Here is a 20,864-nt window from a genome sequence, read left to right on the forward strand (position 1 = left end):
ACCGGCGGCCGCGGACGGTCGGCGGGCAGCTCGAGCACCGGGGCGAGTCCGGCGAGTTCCGTGCGCCAGTGGGCGATCTGCGCGGCCAGCACCGATTCCGGGTCGTCGGCCGCCCCGAGCACCTCGTGCTGCCACAACGTGAAGTCCGCGTACTGAACGGAGAGCGGTCGCCACTGCGGGGTAGCGCCCGTGGTCCGCGCGGTGTAGGCAACCATGAGATCCCGCGCGAGCGGCGCGGTCGAGACGCCGTCCGCGGCGATGTGATGCACCACGACGACGAGCACGTGGTCGTCTGGCGCGACGCAGAACAGGCCGGCCCGCACCGGCATTGCGGTGCGCAGATCGAACCCGGCGGCGGTCACCGCCAATACCGCTGATGGGAGGTCTATTTCGGTCACATCGACGGGACACAGGTCGAGGGGGGTCACCTCGTCGCCGGACCGGACCACCTGTTTCGGCCCCAGCTGATCCGACGGAAATACGGTGCGCAGAGATTCGTGCCGGTCGATGACGTCACGCAGCGCTGTCCGCAACGCGTCCGTATCCAGCGCGCCGGTCAGCCTGATGGTGATCGGGATGTTGTAGACGGCGGATTCCGGATCGAGCCGATTCAACAGCCACATTCGAGTCTGCGCGAGCGACAGGGGAATACGACTCGGACGCTCCCGGACTGTCAGTACCGGCCGCGGCGGGCCGGTCGGCTGAGCGGAATCCACGACCCGCGTGGCGAGTTCGGCTACCGTCGGCGCTTCGAACACCGCACGCACGGTCAGCGCGCAGCCGAACGCCGCGTTCACCCTGGCGACCAGCCGCATGGCGAGCAACGAATTGCCGCCGCGAGCGAAGAAATCGTCGTCCGCACCGACCAGGTTGCCGGTTATCCCGACCAGATCCGTGATCAGGGCGGCGAGCACCGATTCGACGCCCTCGCGTGGCGCGCGGAATCCCGTTGTCATGCCGGCGAATTCGACGGCGGGCAACGCGGTGCGGTCGAGTTTGCCGACGGTGGTCAGCGGCATCTCGTCGAGGATGACCAGATGCGCGGGAACCATGTACGCGGGCAGCCGATCCCGCAGGTCGTCGAGCACCGCTTCGGGCTTCAACTCGGCGCCGGTGGCATATCCGACCAGGCATTCGTATCCGGCCGTGTCCCGGGCGAGCAGCACGGCGGCGTTCGCGACGCCCGCCGTCCCGGCCAGGGCGGCCTCGATCTCGCCCAGCTCGATCCGCTGGCCGCGCAGCTTGATCTGGAAATCGTTGCGCCCCAGATACACCAGGTCACCGTTGCGGTTCCAGCGCACCAGATCACCGGTGCGGTACATCAGCCGCCCCGGCACGCCGAACGGGTCGGCGATGAACCGTTCCGCGGTCAGTCCGGGCCGCCCCTGGTACCCGCGCGCCAGTTGGTCACCCGCGAGGTACAGCTCACCGGTGACCCCGATCGGCACCGGTCGCAGCCGGGCGTCCAGCACGTACGCGCGGGTGTTCCAGCATGGTCGGCCGATGGCCACGTCCAGGCCGGATTCGGCATCGGCGTCGGCGAACTCGTGGAAGACGGCCGAGATCGCCGCCTCGGTCGGCCCGTAGGCGTTGTGCACCGCACCGCCGAGGATGGATCGGAGCTCCGCGAGCAGATCCGGGGTAAGCGCCTCGCCGCCGCAGTGCAGGTGCCGGAGTGAGCGCAACGCGTCGCCCATCCCCTCGCCGATCAGCGCGGCGAGCACCGACGGAACGTATTCGGCGATGGTGATGCCGTACGTGCGGAGCAGGCCGGCGAGGTAGGCCAGGTCGAGATGCCCACTGGGACGGGCGATTACCAGCGGGGCCCCGACGGCGATCGGCAGGAAGCATTCCCAGACCGACACGTCGAAGGTCAGCGGGGCGCGTTGCAGGATCCGGTCGGCGGCAGTCACCTCGTAGCGGAATTCCAGCCAGCGCAGCTGATTCATGATGGCGCGGTGGGTGACGGCGACGCCCTTCGGGCGGCCCGTGGATCCCGAGGTGAACAGCACGTAGGCCGTATTGTCCTGGCGCAGCGGCATTCTCCGCTGCGCGTCGGTGACCGGAGCGGCCGAGAATTCGCCGAGCGGAAGCTCCGCGAGGTCGACGACGCGCACCCCGTCGAGCTCCGGCAGCTCGGCGCCGCCCGCCGTCAGCACCAATGCCGGTGCCGCGCTGTCGATGACCTGTGCGATGCGATCGGCGGGGTGTGCGGGATCGATCGGCAGGTACGCGCCGCCCGCCCGCACGATCGCGAACATCGTCACGAGCATGTCGACCGAGCGCAGGGTCGCGAGGCCGACGATCGTCTCCGGGCCGACGCCTGCCGAAATGAGCCAGCGGGCAAGGCGATTGACCCGGGACTCGAGTTCGGCATAGGTCACCGCGGCGTCCTCGAAATACACGCCGATCTCGTCGCCGCTCGCCCGGACCCGGGTGGTGAGCAGATCGTCGAGCGTCTCCGGCGACAGCGCCCGGGCGGTGGCGTTGCGATCGCACAGCAGCAGGCCGCGTTCGGCACTCGACATCAGGTCGACATTCGCGACCAGCGTTCGCGGGTCGCGTACCAGCGCACGCAGCACGCGTTCGAAGGCGGCGAGGTAGTCCCGCACGGTCTGCTCGTCGAACAGGTCGAGTGCGTAGTGCAGGTGAACATCGATGCCCGCGGGCGCGCCGTTCGCGTCGTAGCGATCGGTCAGCGTCCAGTCCAGGTCCAGGTGGATCGGCGCCGGGCCGACCTCGAGTGCGGCGATGGTCAGCCGGTGCAGCTGGAAGTCGGGGTCGGCCTGGTTCTGCAAGGTCAGCGCGACCTGGTAGAGCGGTGAGTGCGCTTGCGAACGAACGGGATTCAGCGCGTCGACGAGTTGCTCGAACGGCACCATCGCATGGTCGAAGGCGGCGAGGTCGGCCGCGCGTACGGCGGCCAGCAGCTCGGCCAGAGTCGCGTCCGGTCGAATCTCGGTGCGCAGCACGAGGGTGTTGACGAACATGCCTACGAGTTCGTCGAGGGCGGCGTCACCGCGACCCGCGACGGGAGCACCGATCACGATGTCGGTGGTCGCGGCGAAGCGACTGAGCACCACCGACAGCGCGGCGTGCAGCACCATGAACGGCGTCACGCGGTGTGCCTCGGCCAAATCTCGAATCCCCTGGTGCAGAGCGGGATCCAGGCAATCGATGACGGCGGCACCGCGATTGGTGGCGACCGCGGGCCGCGGCCGGTCCGACGGCAAGGGCAGCACCTCGGGGATGCCCGCGAGCCGGCCCGTCCAGTAGTCCAGCTGACGCGACAGCACAGAGCGCCGGTCGTCGATCGAGCCGAGCACCGTCCGCTGCCAGACCGCGAAGTCGGCGTACTGCACCGGAAGCGGACTCCACGCCGGCGCCGTGTCCGCGCAGCGCGCGACATACGCCGCGGCCAGATCGCGGGTCAACGGCGCGAAGGACCAGCCGTCGGCGGCGATGTGATGGACGACGAACAGCAAGACGTGTACCCGGCCGCCCGGCAGCCCGGGAGATTCGCCATTGTCCAAGCACAGCAGGCGAACTCGCAGCGGCACCGCGGCGGTGACGTCGAACCCGCTCGCCGCCGCGGCGCCGATCAGGTCGGGTAGCTCGGCGGGGTGCACCGGGCGGGCCACCAGGTCGACCAGCTTCGTCTCCGCCGGCAGCACCACCTGGGTTGCGGCACCGTCTTGTTCGGGATAGATCGTGCGCAGCGTCTCGTGCCGGGCGATCACGTCGGCGATCGCCGCCTCCAGGGCCGCGACGTTGAGGGCGCCGGTGAGCCGCAGCGCGAAGGGAATGTTGTAGCCGCTGCCGGTGGTGTCGAATCGGTTGAGGAACCACATGCGCTGCTGGGCGATCGACAGCGGAATCGGGTCGGGACGTTCCTGCGCCGTGAGCGGCGGCAGGACAGTGGGTTCGCCGTCCGCCGATCGGCCGACGGTGAGCCGGCGCGCCAATTCACGCACGGTGGGTGCGTCGAAGATCGTGCGCACCGCAACGGCGGTGCCCGTCGCCTTCCCGAGGCGGGCGGCGAGTTGGGTGGCGATCAGCGAGTTTCCGCCGAGGGCGAAGAAGTCATCGCCGGCGCCGACGCGATCGGCGCCGAGCAGCGCGGTAAATGTCTCGGCGACAAGGGATTCCGCGACCCCGGCCGGTTCCTCGTACTCGGTGGGCGCGAAGACCGGTGCGGGCAATGCCTTTCGATCCAGCTTGCCGGAGGCATTGACCGGAAGCCGGTCGAGCAGCACGAAGGCGTGCGGCACCAGGTAACCCGGTAGTCGCTTCGCCAATTCGGCACGTAGCCGATCGCTGTCGAGCGCGCCCTCCGCCACCAGGTAGGCCACCAGTTGATCACCATTCGAGTGGTCGTCTCGAACCAGCACCACGGCTTGGGCGACGGCGGGCAGGGACAGCAGCGCCGATTCGATCTCGCCGAGCTCGATCCGCAGCCCGCGGATCTTCACTTGGAAGTCGGTGCGGCCCAGGAACTCCAGTTCACCGGCCGGCGTCCAGGCCACGAGGTCGCCGGTGCGATACATGCGGCCGCCCGCAGCATCGAACAGGTCGGCCACGAACCGGTCCGCGGTCAGATCCGCACGGCCCCAATAGCCGCGAGCCAACTGCGCCCCCGCCAGATACAGCTCTCCCGGCACGCCCACCGGCACGGGGCGCAGCCGTGCGTCGAGCACATACATCCGGGTGTTCCAGATCGGCGCACCCATCGGCACCGTGTGCGTGTCGGCGTCGGTGACCTCATGGAAGGTCACCTCGACCGCCGCCTCGGTGGGCCCGTACCCGTTGTGCACCCGGGCGCCGGTCAGCTCGCGCGCCCGCTGCGCGGTGATCGCCGGCAGGGCTTCTCCGGAACAGAACACGTCGCGCAGCGTGGGCACCTCGATCTCGTCCGCGACAAACACCGCCAGCATCGATGGCACGAAGTGCGCGGCGGTGACGCCCTCGCGGCGCATCAGCGCACCGAGATAGGCGGGGTCCTGATGACCGTCCGGCTTCGCGAGCACCAGCCGCGCGCCGACCTGCAACGGCCAGAAGAACTCCGGCACCGACACGTCGAAGGTGGCGGGGGTCTTCTGCACCAGCACATCGCCGGCGTCGAGCGCGACATAGGCGGACTGCATCCACCGAAGCCGGTTCACGATGCCCGCGTGGCTCATCGCCACACCCTTCGGCCGTCCGGTCGAGCCGGACGTGAACAGGACGTACGCGATGTTCGCGGGACGCAGCGGCGCCCGCCGGTCCGCATCGGTCAGCGGTGCGTCCGAGTAGCCGGACACGTCGAGTCGATCGATACGCTGCTGCGCTACCGCGAGATTCAGATCTGCGCCGGCGGTGAGCACGCACAGCGGGGCGGCGGTGTCGAGGATGTGTTCGATGCGCTCGACCGGGTGGTCCGGATCGAGCGGCAGATAGCCGCCGCCGGCGGTGATGACGGCGTACATGCCGACGACCAGGTCGATCGAGCGCCGCATCCCCAGCGCGACAAGCGAATCCGGGCCGGCTCCCTGCCCGACGAGCCAGCGCGCCAGCCGATTCACCCGGCCCGCAAGCTCGGCGTAGGACAGACTCGTGCCCTCGAAGATGAGCGCGACGGCCTCGGGCGTGCGAGCTACCTGATCCGCGAATAGCGCAGCGAGAGTGAATGTCTCGTCAATGTCCTGTGTGGTGTCATTCCACCGGCGCAGTACGAGTTCACGTTCGGTGTCCGCGAGCAGTTCGACGTCGCCGATCTTCTGCTCCGAGTCCGCCGCCGCGGCGTCGAGCATCCGCTGAAAACGGGCCACGAACGATTCGGCGGTCGCCGGGTCGAACAGATCGGTGGCGTAGCGCAGACTGCTGGAGAGCGTCGAGCCGTCCGGTTGCTCGTTGACCACCAGGTGCAGGTCGAATTTCGCGCCACCGTCCTCGACCTCGACCGGCTCGATCGCGAGCCACGGCACCTCCAGCGCGCCGGCGCGCAGCGCCGGCTGAGCCGCACCGAAGCTGAACATCACCTGGAAGAGCGGATGCGCGCCGGTGCGGCGGTCGACCGCCATGGCGTCGACCAACTGCTCGAAGGGCAGGTCGGCGTTGGCGAACGCGGCCAGATCGGCATCCCGTGTGCGTCGGACCAGGTCACTGAACGAGGAGTCCGCGGCCACGGGCGTCCGCAGCGTCAGCGTGTTGACGAACATCCCTATGAGCGCGTCGAGTTCGCGTTCACCGCGCCCGCTGATGGGCGAACCGATCACGATGTCGTCGCTGCCGCTCAGCCGGGCGAGCGTCGCCGCGAACGCGGCATGCAGCACCATGAACAACGTCGCGCCGCAGCGCTGCGCGATGGCGCGCAGACCCGAGACCACCGCGGGCTCGATGGTGAAGTCCACCGCGGAACCGTGATTCGACGGCGCCGCCGGTCGCGGACGATCGGTCGGCAAGCCGGTCTGTGCCGGTGCGCCGTCGAGCACGTCCCGCCAGAACCGCAGCTGCTGATAGGCCGGATCACCCGGGATGTCCGGCTCGCCGAGCAATTCCCGGTGCCACAGGCTGTAATCCGCGTATTGCACCGCCAGCTCCGCCCAATCCGGCGCGTGGCCGGTCGATCGGGCGAGATAGGCGCGCACCAGATCGGCAACCAGCGGCGGCATCGACAGCGCGTCGGCGGCGATGTGGTGCACCACGAACACGAGCACGTACTCGTCGCCGATGACGTCGCGGGCGTCCTCGGCTCGGTCCACCAGCAAAAGCGCTACCCGAGCGGGTAGTTCGGTGGTGACGTCGAATCCCGCGCCGGCGATCGCGGCGACGGCCGACCCGACCTGAGACCGCTCGACCGGAACCGGCGTGAGCGCGAGACCGATATCCGCACCGTCCAGAATCAGTTGGTAGGGGCTGGTTTCGGTCTCCGGGTACAGCGTGCGCAACGATTCGTGCCGGACCAGCACATCGGTGACCGCACGCTCCAGCGCGGCGACATCGAGCCGGCCGGTGAGCCGGAGCACGACCGGCAGGTTGTAGACGCCGGACGAACCATCCTGATGCTCCAGGCGATTGAGGAACCACAACCGTTGCTGCGCGGGCGACAGCGGAATGCGCTCCGGCCGATTCCGCCGCGTCAGCGCCGGCCGGAGCGCCCCGGCGGTGCTCAACGCATCGACGGCCGCCGAGAACCCCTCCACTGCGGGAGCTTCGAACAAGGCGCGCAGGGGAACTCGAACGCCGATCGCCTCGCCCACCCGCGCCGTCACCTGAGTCGCGTCCAGCGAACTGCCACCGAGCGCGAAGAAGTCGTCGTCCAGACCGACCCGGTCGACGTGCAGCACCTCGGCGAATACGGCGGCGACCAACCGCTGCGCCGCGTCGACCGGAGCGCGGAATCGCTCGACCGCCGGCACCGGAACGGGCAATGCCGCACGGTTCAGCTTGCCGCTGCTCCCCAGCGGGAACTCGGTCAGCTCGACGAGCGCCGTCGGCACCATGTAGGCGGGAAGTCGCTGTGCCACAGCCGCTTTGAGTACCGCCGGGTCCAGCTCGGTGCCTGGCGCTCGGACCACGTAGCCCGCCAGGAAGTCGCCGGAGGCACCGGTGACCAGCCGCGCGGCGGCCTGGCCCACTTCGGGCGACGCCAGCAGCGCCGTCTCGATCTCGGCGAGTTCGACGCGCTGGCCGCGGAACTTCACCTGGAAGTCCGTGCGGCCCAGGTAGACCAGCTCACCGTCGTGGCTCCACCGCACCAGGTCGCCGGTGCGGTACATGCGTTCGCCGCTGTTCCCGAGGGGATTCGCGACGAAGCGATCCGCGGTCAGATCGACCCGGCCGTGATAGCCGCGCGCCAGCTGGTTTCCGGCCAGGTACAGCTCGCCCGGTACGCCGATGGCCACCGGCCGCATGCGGTCGTCCAGCACGAATACCTGGGAGTTCCACTCCGGCTCCCCGATCGGCACGATGCCGGTGTCGTCGGTCGTCACCTCGCGGTAGGTGATCGACACCGCCGCCTCGGTGGGTCCGTATAGGTTGTGCAGCCCGGCGTCGCTCACCGCTCGGAACGCCGCCACCGTCTCCGGCGGAAGCGCCTCGCCGATGACGAAAACGTCGCGGAGGGAGTCGAGTTCGCCGGACGCGGCGTGCGCCGCGAAGACGGAAAGCATGGCGGGAACGAAGTCGGTGAGCGTGACGCCATGGTGCGCAATGGTTTCCGCGAGGTAGCGCGGATCGCGGTGCCCGTCGGGCGCGGCGAGCAGCAATGTGGCGCCGGCGCGCAACGGCAGGAAGTATCCCCAGACGGACACGTCGAAGGTGGTTGCGGTCTTCTGCAGGTAGATATCGCCCGTGCGCGGGCGATATTCGGCGTGCATCCAGGCCAGCTGATTGGCGATGGCGCGGTGACTGACCGACACGCCCTTGGGTTTGCCGGTCGAGCCGGACGTGAAAATGACATACGCGGAGTGTTCCGGATGCAACGTGGCGAGCCGCTCACGCTCGCTGATCTTGGCGGCGGAGTACGCCGACAGCTCCAGTTCATCGACGCGGAGCACGGCTACCGTGACGGGAACCGTTGCCGGACGCACAAATCCGGCGGCACGCGTGGTCAGTACGGAGTGCGGACGCGCCGTGTCGAGAATGTGCCCGATCCGCTCGGCCGGATGCGCGGGGTCCACCGGGACATACGCCCCGCCGGCCCGCGCCACCGCGTACATGGCGACGACCAGCTCGATCGAGCGTGGCATCGCCAGCACCACCAGCGATTCCGGGCCCACGCCGGAATCGATGAGCATCCTGGCCATGCGGTTGGCCTGATCGGACAGCTCGGTATAGGTCAGCTGCACCGAATCCGCTTTCACGGCTATGGCATTCGGGGTGCGCCGAACCTGATTGTCGAATCCCTCGTGCAGGAAACGGTCGGGGACCTTGTGACCGCTGGCATTCCAGCTCGCGGTGACATAGTCGAATTCGCCCGCGTCGAGCAGGGTGATGTCGCCGATCGGAAGCTGCGGCTCCGCCACGGCCGCGTGCAGCAATCGCACCAGCTTGGCCGCGAACCCGCGTACCGTCGGCGCGTCGAACAGATCTGTCGCGTAGGTGAATTCGGCGCGGTACGCCGGGCCGGACTCCGAGATCGTCAGTTGCAGGTCGAATTTGGCGAAGCCGGGATCGAAGTCGACCGGATCGGTGCTCAGGTCCGGCAGATCAGGAAGGACCGGCCCTAGGTTCTGCATGAACAATGCCACCTGGAACAGCGGATGCCTGGCCTGGGATCGGGCCGGATTCAACACCTCGACCAGACGCTCGAACGGAAGGTCGGCGTGCGCGAACGCACGGAGGTCCCGTTCGCGGGCATGCGCGACCAGTTCGGCGAACGTGGCCGCGCCGCTGACCTCGGTGCGCAGCACGAGCGTGTTGACGAACATGCCGACCAGGTCGTCCAGCGCGGCGTCGCCGCGCCCCGCTACCGGCGTGCCGATCGCGATGTCGGTCGTACCCGACAGCCGGGCCAGCAGCGCGGCCAGCGCGGCGTGCAGGACCATGAACGGTGTCGCGTGACAGCGGGCAGCGACCTCGTCGATGGCCGCGCGCAGCTCAGCGTCGAGCCGGAACTCATGGGTCGCGCCGCGGTAGGACGCGTGCCCGGGTCGCGGCCGATCGGCGGGCAGATCCAATTGTGCGGGGAGGTCGGCCAATTCGGTCCGCCAGAACGCCAGCTGGCGGGTCGCCACCGACTCCGGGTCGGTCTCGTCGCCCAGCACGCGCTGCTGCCAGAGCGCGTAGTCCGCGTACTGCACCGCGAGCGGGGCCCAGCCGGGGGCGCGTCCGGCGCGGCGCGCGGCATACGCGATACCGAGGTCACGCACCAGCGGACCCAGCGAGACGCCGTCGGCGGCGATGTGATGCACGACCAGCACCAGCGTGTGATCCGCGGTGCCACACCGCAGGAGGCGCACGCGAACCGGGACCTCCTCGGCGACATCGAACCCCTGGGACGCGGCCAGCAGAACCGCGGCCGCCAGCTCGTGCTCTGGTACCTCCGACGGTGTCAGGTCGAACACCGCGTGCACCCGGCGGATCAACTGTGCGGGACCGGCCACCGTGTGCGGGTAGACGGTGCGCAGGACTTCGTGCCGCGCGACGAGATCGGTGATCGCCGCGGAGAGTGCGGCAACGTCGAGCTCACCGCGCAGCCGCAAAGCCACCGGGATGTTGTCCACTGCGGTGGTGTCGAAGGCGCGGGCCGATTCCGCGTCGGTGCCGAATCGGTTCAGGAACCACATGCGCCGTTGCGGCGGCGACAGCGGAATATGGTCCGGCCGTGGCCCGGCCACCAGCGCAGGGCGATCGGCGCCGGGCTGTGCCGATGCCGCGATCGCGCCCGCCGTCGGCCGATCGAAGAAATCTCGGACGTCGATGGTCACGCCGAGCGCGGCCGAGATGCGAGCGACGGCCCGCGTGGCGATGAGCGAATTACCGCCGAGGGCAAAGAAATCGTCGTCGACGCCGATCCGGTCGAGGCCGAGCAGGCCGGCGAAGATCTCGGCCACCGCCGCCTCCGCGGCCGTCTCCGGGGCGCGGTAAAGCGCGGTGCCGGAACCGAATTCAGGCTCCGGCAGCGCACGACGGTCCAGCTTGCCGTTGACGTTCAGCGGCATCGCGTCCAGCACGGTGACCAGCGACGGCACCATGTACTCCGGCAGGTCCCGCCGCACCGTGGTCAGCACCGCCGCCGAATCGAGGACACCGCTGCCGGTCACGTAACCGACCAGATGATCGCCGCTGTGCTGCCGGTGCAGCACAACCGCCGCCTGCCGCACCCCCGGGTGCCGCAGCAGTGCCGCCTCGACCTCGCCCAGCTCGATCCGCAGACCGTGCAGCTTCACCTGGAAGTCGCTGCGGCCCAGATACTCCAGTTCATCCGGTCCGCCGTCGCGACCGGCCACCCAGCGCACGAGATCGCCGGTCCGGTAGATGCGCTCCCCCGGCGGCCCGTCCGGCCCGGCGACGAACCGCTCGGCCGTCAAGCCGGGCCGGGCGACGTAGCCGCGCGCCAGTTGCACACCGGCGAGGTAGAGCTCGCCGACCACGCCGGTGGGCACCGGACGCAGATTGTCGTCGAGCACGAGCAGGTCGGTGTCGTCGGCGGGTGTCCCGATCGGCACGCTGGTCACGTCGGCGCCGGTGACCTCGTGTGCGGTCACATCGACCGCGGCTTCGGTGGGTCCGTACAGGTTGTGCAGCGTCGCGCCGCTGATATCGCGGAACGCGGCGGCGGTCGCCGCCGGAAGGGCCTCGCCGGAGGCGAAGACCAAGCGCAGTACATCCGCCGCCGCGGCCGCAGCCGGCGCACCGGCGAACACCGCCAGCATCGACGGCACGAAATGAGCGACGGTGACCCGGCTTTCGACGATGATCCGGGCGAGGTCCGCGGGGTTGCGATGCGCGTCCGGCGCGGCGATGACCAGCCGGGCGCCGATATGCAACGGCCAGAAGAACTCCCACACCGACACATCGAAGGTGAACGGTGTCTTCTGCAGGACGACATCATCGGCCCGCAGCCGGTATCGGCGCTGCCGCCAGTGCAGGTTGGCCAGGATCGACCGGTGCGAGACGGCTACACCCTTCGGACGGCCGGTCGAGCCGGAGGTGAAGATGACGTACGCGGTGTTGTCCGCGCTCAGCCCCGCGGCGGACGCGGTGGGCGATTCGCTCGTGGTACTGGTGAATTCGTCGATGTCGAGGGTCGCGACCGCACCCAACTCCGGCCGGTCGCGGGTCGTAGTGAGCACCAGCACCGGGCGCGCGACCTCGAGCACGTAGGCGATCCGCTCGGCGGGGTGGCCGGGATCGAGCGGCACATAGGCACCGCCCGCCTTCAGGATCGCCAACATGCCGATCAGGAGGTCGAACGAGCGATGAACGGCCAACCCCACCAGTGCTTCCGGGCCGACGCCCAGCGAAATCAGGTGGTGCGCGAGCGCATTCGCCCTGCCGTCGAACTCGGCATAGGTCAGGGTCGCGCCGGCGTATTCGAGCGCCACCGCGTCCGGAGTGCTGCGCACCTGCCGCTCGAACTCGCTGACCAGAGTCTCGACCGGCGGCAGCTCGACGGACAGCACGCTCCGGGCCGCGGCCAGCGCGTCGTCCAGCAGCTCGGTCAACACCGTGCCCAGCGCCCCGTCGGCCGATTCGAGCAGCGCGGGCAGCCGACTCGACACCACGACCGGCACCAGCGCCGCCGGACCCAGTCCGTCGCCCATGGCCCCGCTCAGCAGCGCCAACTCGTTGGCGAGCGCCTCGTAGGTGACGGTCGTGCCGTCGTGCCGCAATGCGACGCGCTCCGGGTCGAGTCCGGCGACGGTCTCGATCAGCATGGGCAGGTCGTCGACTCCGTACATCAGCTGTTTCCTTCCGAATCGACCACCGACGCCGAGTCGGCGAGCACCCGCGCCTCGACGGGCAGGGTCCGCAGCAAGGCCGCGAGACCACCGCCGCCGAGGGCGGCGAGAATGCCGGGGATCAACCCGGCGAGTGAGATATTGATCAGGGCTTCGGGTTCGGCGGCTGCGCCCATGGCCTTCGCGACGGTAGTCAGCTTCGCGTCGAGTTCGCGATAGGAGATCGTCCGATCGCCGTGGGTGACGGCGATGGCGTCCGGCGCGGCGTGCGCGGCGGCGGAGATGAGCGCGGGCAGATCCGCCGGGGCGGGCCGAGGTTGCCGTTCGGCCGCGGAGCGGAGGTCGATCGCGCGGATCGCGATCGAGGGGTCGGCGACGACCGCGGTCAGTACCCGGATCAACCGTGCGGCGAAGGAGCGGACGGTCGCTGCTTCGAAAATGTCTGTCGCGTAACCGAACCGCATGCTCAGGCCGGTCCGGGCGCCCTCGGCGCCGAACAACTCGACGGCGGTGAGCTGCAGGTCGAACTTCGCCTCGTCGAGACCGAGGTCGAGGGCCTCAACCGCCAGGCCCGGTAGGGAAACCGGGCCGGCCGGCGCATCCTGGAAGGTGAACAGCACCTGGAACAACGGCGGATAGGCGCTGGACCGAGGGCGGCCGATCGCCGCCACCACCTGCTCGAACGGGACGTCCGCGTGCGACAGCGCCGCCCGGTCCCGCTCGCGTGCTCGGCGTAGCAGGTCGCGGAAGCCGGCGCGCGGGTCAACCTCGGTGCGCAGCACCACGGTGTTGACGAACATCCCGATCAGGTCGTCCAGTTCGTCAGCGCCGCGCCCGGCGACCGGGACGCCGATGGTGATGTCGGTGGCTCCGGCGAGTTTGGCGAGCAGGACCGCGAATGCCGCGTGCAGCACGGTGAACAGCGTCGTGTCGTGGTCACGTGCGAGTTCGTCCAGGCGCAGACAGAGTTCGGCGGCGACGTCGAATTCGATGGTCGCGCCGTGCGTGTCACGACGGGCGGGCCGAGGCCGGTCGACCGGCAGGGCGAGCAGCTCGGGTGCGCCGCCCAATTCGCGCTTCCAGTAGGCGAGTTGGCTCGCGGCGAGACTGTTCGGCTCTTGCTCGGAGCCGAGGAGCTCGTGCTGCCAGCCGCTGTAGTCCGCGTACTGGATCGGCAGGGGCGTCCAGCCGGGCGCCTGGCCAGCCGACCGAGCGACATAGGCGCGCACCAGGTCCCGGGTCATCGGCGCCACGGAGTACCCGTCGGCGCAGATGTGGTGCAGCACCACGACGAGCACGTGTTCCTCGGCGGCCACCGCGAACAGTGCCGCGCGAACCGGGGGCGCCGCCGTGATATCGAAAGGGATGGCGACGAATTCGGCGATGCGTCCCGCTACCTCGGCCTGCGCCACCGATATCGGCGTGAGGTCGAAGGACAGGTCGGTGACCGGGAGAATCTCCTGCACCGGTCCGTCAGCCGTATCCGGATACCGGGTGCGCAGAACATCGTGCCGATCGCGGATGTCCTCGATCGCCGATCTCAGCGCCGCCGGATTCAACGCGCCCGTGAGGCGCAGCGCGGTCGGGATGTTGTAGGCCGCGGAATCCGGTGCCATCCGGTTGACCACCCACATCCGTTGCTGCGCGGGCGACAACGCCGCGGGCGCCGGATCGGTCCGGCGCACCAGTGCTGGTCGCGCGCGAGCGCCATCCAGTGTCGTGAGGTGCGCGGCGAGCCTCCCGACCGTCGGTTCCTCGAATATCGCCGAGACCGGCACGTGCACGCTCAACGCGGCGCTCAGTCGAGCGGCCAGGCGCGTGGCCATCAGCGAGTTGCCGCCCTTGGCGAAGAAGTGGTCGTCGAGTCCTGCTGTGCCGGTGCCGATCACCTCGCCGAAGGCCGCCGCGACGACCATCTCCAGCTCGGTGGCCGGAGCGCGGAAGACCACCTCCGCGAACACCGGTTCCGGCAGCCGGGCCCGGTCGACCTTTCCATTCGCGTTGAGTGGCAACGCCTCCAGTACTACGACGACGGCGGGAACCATGTATGCCGGCAGCTCACCCGCGAGGACGTCGCGCAGTTCGGCCGCCCGATCGCCGCGGCCGTTCGAATCGATCTCCGGCACAGCGGCATACGCGATGAGTCGCACACCGGCGCGCTCGTCTTCCTTGGCCACCGCGACGGCGGCTCGCACTCCGGGCAGTCGGCGCAGCGCGGCCTCCACCTCGCCGAGTTCGATCCGGAATCCGCCGATCTGCACCTGGAAGTCGGCGCGTTCCAGGTATTCGAGAGTGCCGTCGGAACGCCAGCGCACGATGTCGCCGGTCCGGTACATCCGCCCGCCGGCGTACGGGTCGGCCACGAACCGGTCCGCGGTCAGGCCGGGTCGGTGCTGGTAACCGCGAGCCAATTGCGCTCCGGCCAAATACAGCTCACCCGCGACGCCCACCGGGACCGGCCGCAGTCGCGCGTCGAGCACGTAGGCCCGGCTGTTCCAGGCGGGTGCACCGATCGGCACCGTGTGCGCGGGGTCGGTCTTCACCTCGTAGGCCGTGATCGACACGGCGGCCTCGGTGGGACCGTAGAGATTGAACAGCCGCGCCGACGTGCGCCGCCGGAACTCGATCGCGGTCGCCGGCGGCAAGGCCTCGCCGATGGCGAGCACCTGACGCAGGGACGCGGGCGGCGCGGGAGCGGCCGAGAGCAGCATGCCGATCAGCGAGGGGACCGCATGCAGAATCGTGACGCCGTGCCGTTCGATGAGTTCGCGCAGTCGGTCCGGATCTCGGTCCGCGCCCGGCTCGGTGATGATCAGGCGGCCGCCGGTCACCAACGGGGACCAGAACTCCCAGACCGAAAGATCGAAGGTGGCGGGTGTCTTCAGCAGCACCCGGTCCGCCGGGCCTTGCGCGAAAGTGGCGGTCAGCCAGCCGAGTTGGTTCACCACCGCCGAGTGCGGGATCGCGACGCCCTTCGGCCGTCCGGTCGAGCCGGAGGTGAAGATCACGTAGGCCGGATGGCCGGGCCGCAGCGGGCGGAGGCGGGCCGCGTCATCGATCGAGGTGGCTGCCGTGCCGGTGAGATCGAGGCGGTCGATCTCCCATGCGGGCACGGACGTTTCGATCGGCAGGCCGTCGCGCGCGGTGGTCAGGATCATCACCGGAGCCGCGGTATCTACGCTGTAGACAATGCGATCCACCGGGTGGTCGGGGTCGATCGGAACGTAAGCACCGCCGGCCCGGATCACGGCACACATGGCGACGACCAGGTGAGCCGAACGTCGCATCGCGAGCACCGTCGTCGTCTCCGGGCCGACACCGGCCGCGATCAGCTTGCGTGCCAGACGATTCACGCGCGCGTCGAACTCCGCGTAGCTGAGCTCGTCCCCGGTTACCGCATCGATCAATGCCACTGCCTGCGGTGTCCGCCCGACCTGCGCATCGATCAGGTCGGCCAGCGTCACCGGCTCGACCGGATGCGAGGTGTCGTTCCATTGGTCCAGCACCCGATTTCGTTCGACGCCGAGCACATCGATATCGCCGACGAGGACTTCGGGCTGCGCCACCACGGATTCGAGCAGGCGGTGCAACTGCGCGACGATCCGCTCGGCGGTCTCGGCTTCGAACAAGTCGGTCGCGTAGCCGAGGGCCAGATCGATACCCCCGGGTGTACCGGCCGCGCCGTAGTGATCGACGGCGAACAGGTGGAGGTCGAATTGGGCCACCTCGCTGTCGAATTCGAGCTCCCGCAGCTCGAGGCCGGGCAGCTCGAAGGTGCCGCGCTCGTGATTCTGGAACGAATAGCCGACCTGGAACAGCGGATGCCGCGCCGTCGACCGGGTCGGGTTGAGTACCTCGACCAGTCGCTCGAACGGCACGTCCGCGTGCGCGAACGCCGCGACATCCACAGCCCGCACGCGCCGCAGCAACTCGTCGAACCGCGCATCGCCCTCGACCCGGGTACGCAATACCAGCGTGTTGACGAACATTCCGATGACGTCGTCGAGTTCGGCCATCCCGCGCCCCGCGATCGGCGTGCCGACGGCGATGTCCCCGGTCCCGGACAACCGCGCGAGCAGGGCCGCGAAGGCCGCGTGTATCACCATGAACAGCGTCGCGCCGTGTCTGCGGCCGAGTGCGACGAGATCGGTGTGCAGCCGGGCGTCGACCGCGAACCGGACCTTCTGGCCGCGCAGGCTCTGGCGAGCGGGACGGGGATGGTCCGTCGGCAGCGTCAGCTGGTCGGGCAAGCCGGACAGCGTGTCCGACCAGAACCGGAGCTGCTGCGCACCAACCGATTCGACGTCGTCGTCGGCACCGAGCAGCGCGTGCTGCCAGAGCGCGTAGTCCGCGTACTGTACGGCGAGCGGCGGCCAGCCGGGCGCGCGCTCGTCCAAGCGTGCGGTGTACGCGACCAGCAGATCGCGGACGAACGGCGCGACCGATGAGCCGTCCGCGGCGATGTGGTGCAGGACCGCGGCCAGGACGAACTCGCCTCGCGCCGCGCCGCCATCGCGGCTTGCGTCGCTGATGCGGAACAGGCGCATCCGCACGGGCACTTCGGTGGTGACATCGAAGGCGGTATCGGCGAGTTCCCGGATCCGCCGCGGCAGCGCGGATTCGGCCACATCGACCGGCGACAGCGATGGAACCGTCTGCGCGGCAGGCAGAATCAGCTGCACCGGCGCGCCGTTGCGCTCCGGATAGCGAGTGCGCAGCGATTCGTGCCGGCCGATCAGGTCGCCGACGGCCGCCCGCAACGCCGCGACATCCAGCTCACCGGACAGACGGAGCGCAAGCGGGATGTTGTAGGCGACGGACTTTCGATCGAATCGGTTGAGGAACCACATTCGCTGCTGTGCGGGCGACAGCGGGATCCCGTCCGGGCGGGCACCGGGCACCAGCGCGGGCCGGGCCGGGCCGGTGGTGGCGCTCACCAAGGCGGCCAGATCCGCGACCCGCGGCGCTTCGAACAGGGCGCGAACGCCGACCGTTCGATCCAGCGCGGCACCGATCCGCGCGACCGTCTTGGCCGCAAGCAGCGAGCTGCCGCCGAGGGCGAAGAAGTCGTCGTCGGCGCCCACCGTGGCGTTCGAGCCCAGCACCTCGGCGAAGACCGTGGCCACGATCTGCTCGGCCATGGTGGCCGGGCGGCGGTAGGCGGTCGACTCGAAGACCGGTGCGGGTAACGCGGCGCGATCGAGCTTTCCGTTGACTGTCAGCGGGATTCGGCGCACCGGGACGATCGCGGCAGGCACCATGTGGTCCGGCAGCCGATGTGCGAGGGCTTGCCGCACTCCGGCGACATCGAGGTCCGCTTCCGCCACCGCGTAGGCCACGATGCGTGGCTCGTCGACCAGATCGGTGCGGACGACCACCGCCACCTCGCGAATCGCCGGCTCGTCGAGGAGTGCGGCCTCGATCTCGCCGAGTTCGACGCGGAAGCCGCGCAGATTCACCTGCTGGTCGGCGCGGCCGAGGTACTCCAGGTCACCGTCGGCGGTCCAGCGCGCGAGGTCACCGGACCGGTAGGCCGGCGCACCGTTGCCGGAGTAGGGGTCGGCGACGAATCGGCTGGCGGTCAGTGCGGGGCGGCCGAGGTAGCCGCGCGCGAGCTGCCCACCGCAGACATAGATTTCGCCGGGCACTCCGACCGGCACCGGACGCAGCCGGTCGTCCAGGACCCGGACCGCCAATCCCGGTATCGCACCGCCGATTACGCTGGTCGATCCGGTATCCACGGTGATCGGTCGGTAGGACACGTGCACCGTGGTCTCGGTGATGCCGTACATGTTCACCAGGCGCGGACCGTCCGGATGGCGGTCGAACCATCCGGTCAGGCGCTGCGGCTCCAACGCCTCGCCACCGAAAATCACCTGCCGCAAAGCGAATTCGGCGGCGTCCTCCGCCTCGAGGTCGGCGGCGATCAGCTGATAGAACGCCGACGGCGTCTGATTGAGCACGGTGACGCGCTCATCGATCAGCAGTTCACGGAACTGCCGCGGCGAGCGGGAGGTGTAGTAGTCGACCACGACGAGGGTGCCGCCGTGCAACAGCGCACCCCACAGCTCCCACACCGAGAAGTCGAAAGCATAGGAGTGGAACATCGTCCACACATCCGACGGGCCGAACTCGAACCGGCGCCGGGTGTTGTCGAGCAGGCGCAGCACGTTGTGATGCGGGACGACAACGCCTTTGGGCTTGCCGGTGGAACCTGAGGTGTAGATGACGTAGGCGACCTGTGCGGGATGCAGTGGTGCGCGCCGGTCGGAGTCGGTGACGGCTGCGCCGTCGAAGGTCGTCGACGGCGTCTCGTCGAGATCGATCACCGGCCCGCCGAACCAGCCGCGCGCCAATCCGGCTGCGGCGCTGGTGATCGCGCAGATCGGGCGGGCGTCGTCCAGGATGTACTCGATGCGATCGGTGGGATAGTTCGGATCGATCGGGAGATATCCGGCGCCCGCTTTGACCACGGCGAGCAGCGCCACCACCAACTCCGCGGACCGTGGCAACGCCACCGCCACCAGCGTTTCCGGACCGACGCCGGCCGCGATGAGCCGCCGAGCCAAACGATTGGACCACTCGTCGAGTTCCGCGTAGGTCAGCGTGCGCGCCCCGGCCCGGACCGCGTCCGCCGTCGGATACGACGCGGCGGCCTGCGCGAAACGATCCGCGACCGTGCCGACCACGGCCGCATCCGCGCCGGTACTCGCCCATTCGTACAGCGCCCGATGCTGCTCCTCGGCACTGAGCAACTGGATGTCGCCGAGCACCACGGTCGGGTCGGCCGCGATGGCGGCCAGCACCTGAGCGAAGCGGCGGCCGAGCACCTCGATCGTCGCGGGATCGAAAAGATCGGTGGCGTAGGTGATCTCGATGTCCATACCGTCCGCCCGCCCACTCCGGTCGATCGCTTCGACCACCGTGAATTGCAGATCGAACTTGGCCGCGGCAGCGTCGAATTCGCAGGGGCGCGCGCTCAGTCCGGCCATCTCCAACCGCGGCAGCGCGAAGTTCTGGAAGGTCAGCGCCACCTGAAACAGGGGGTGGCGGCTCTGGGCACGAGCCGGGGCGAGCAGTTCTACGAGGCGTTCGAACGGAACGTCCACCTGTGCCAACGCATCGATGTCCTGGTCACGGACAGTATCGAGCAAGGTCTCGAATCGGGTCCTGGAATCGACCCGGGTGCGCAGTACCAGGGTGTTGACGAACATACCCACCAGGCGGTCCAGCTCGGCGACGCTACGACCGGCCACCGGGGTGCCGATCGCGATGTCCGCGCTGCCGGAGAGCCGGGCGAGCAGCACGGCGAGTGCGGCGTGCACGGTGCTGAACAGGGTGGTCTCGCGTTTGCGGGCCAATTCGCCGAGCTCGCTGTGCAAGTCGGAGTCGATCCGGAACCGATGCGCGGCACCGCGATGCGATGCCACCGCAGGGCGCGGGCGGTCGGCCGGCAGGTCGAGTTGTTCGGGCAGGCCGTCGAGGGTCTGCTGCCAGTAGTCGAGCTGGCGGTCCGGGTGCGCGAATTCGGCCTGCCACAGGGTGTAGTCGGCGTACTGCACCGGCAGCGCGTCCCACGCGGGGGGCACGCCTGCCCGCCTGGCCGCGTAAGCGGTCATCAGATCATCGGCCAGGGGGGCCAGCGAGAAGCCGTCCGCTGAAATGTGGTGCAGCACGATAGCCAGCACGTGATCCTCGGCAGCGAGGGCGAACAGTGCTGCCCGCATCGGGGTTTCGCGAGTGAGATCGAAGGGGGTGGCCGCCAGCGTGCGGAGCCGTTCGGCCAAGGCTTCCTCGGCGATCCGCTGGGCGGGTAGATCCGGAACCGCCGCTGCCGCCGGGATTATCACTTGCCCGGGACCGTCGGGGCTGTCGGGGTAGACGGTGCGCAATGTCTCGTGGCGCTGCACCACATCGCCGAGTGCGGTGGTCAGTGCGGCGATATCGAGGACCCCGGTCAGGCGGAGCGCGACGGGAATGTTGTCGACGGCGTCGCCGGGACCGGCCTGCTCGTCGGCCAGGAATCGGTTGAGAAACCACATGCGCTGCTGCGCGGGTGCGAGCGGGATCCGCGCAGGCCGGGGTCGCGGTTGTAGTGCCGCACGGCCACCGAAACCGCGGTGTGCCTCGGCGTGGACGGCAAGCGCCGCTACCGTCGGCGCATCGAACAACGCGCGCACGGTCAGGTCCGCGTCCATGGCGGCGCCGAGCCGGGCCACCACCTGGGTGGCGGTCAGCGAGTTGCCGCCGAGGGCGAAGAAGTCGTCGTCCAGCCCGACGTGCTCTGCGCCGAGGAGATCGGCGTAGATTCCCGCGACGAGTCGCTGCACCGGAGTGACCGGTGCGCGGAACTCGGCGATCTCGAATGCCGGTGCCGGCAGCGCGTTTCGATCCAGCTTGCCGGAGGCATTGACCGGCAGTTCGCCCAGCACGACGTAGGCGGTCGGCACCATGTACGCCGGAAGGCGCGCGGCCAGA

At 69.4% G+C, this 20,864-nt stretch carries 1 protein-coding gene and 1 pseudogene (both running past the window's edge); both read right to left on the reverse strand.

Going from position 1 to position 20,864, the window contains the following annotated elements; genetic code table 11:
* A pseudogene (locus tag ACFYO1_RS20220) lies at positions 1-12,386 on the reverse strand (non-ribosomal peptide synthase/polyketide synthase) (its annotated part extends 12,790 nt beyond the left edge of the window); the annotation flags it as partial.
* On the reverse strand, positions 12,386-20,864 hold the 3' portion of the coding sequence (locus tag ACFYO1_RS20225) for a non-ribosomal peptide synthase/polyketide synthase (protein ID WP_387233001.1). 9,224 nt of this gene lie beyond the right edge of the window; 8,479 of the gene's 17,703 nt are visible here — the last part of the coding sequence; the start codon falls outside the window, past its right edge; the stop codon is at positions 12,386-12,388. The pseudogene ACFYO1_RS20220 and the gene ACFYO1_RS20225, both read right to left, overlap by 1 nt.

It is taken from the genome of Nocardia sp. NPDC006044, from assembly GCF_042871115.1.
Taxonomy (GTDB): domain Bacteria; phylum Actinomycetota; class Actinomycetes; order Mycobacteriales; family Mycobacteriaceae; genus Nocardia.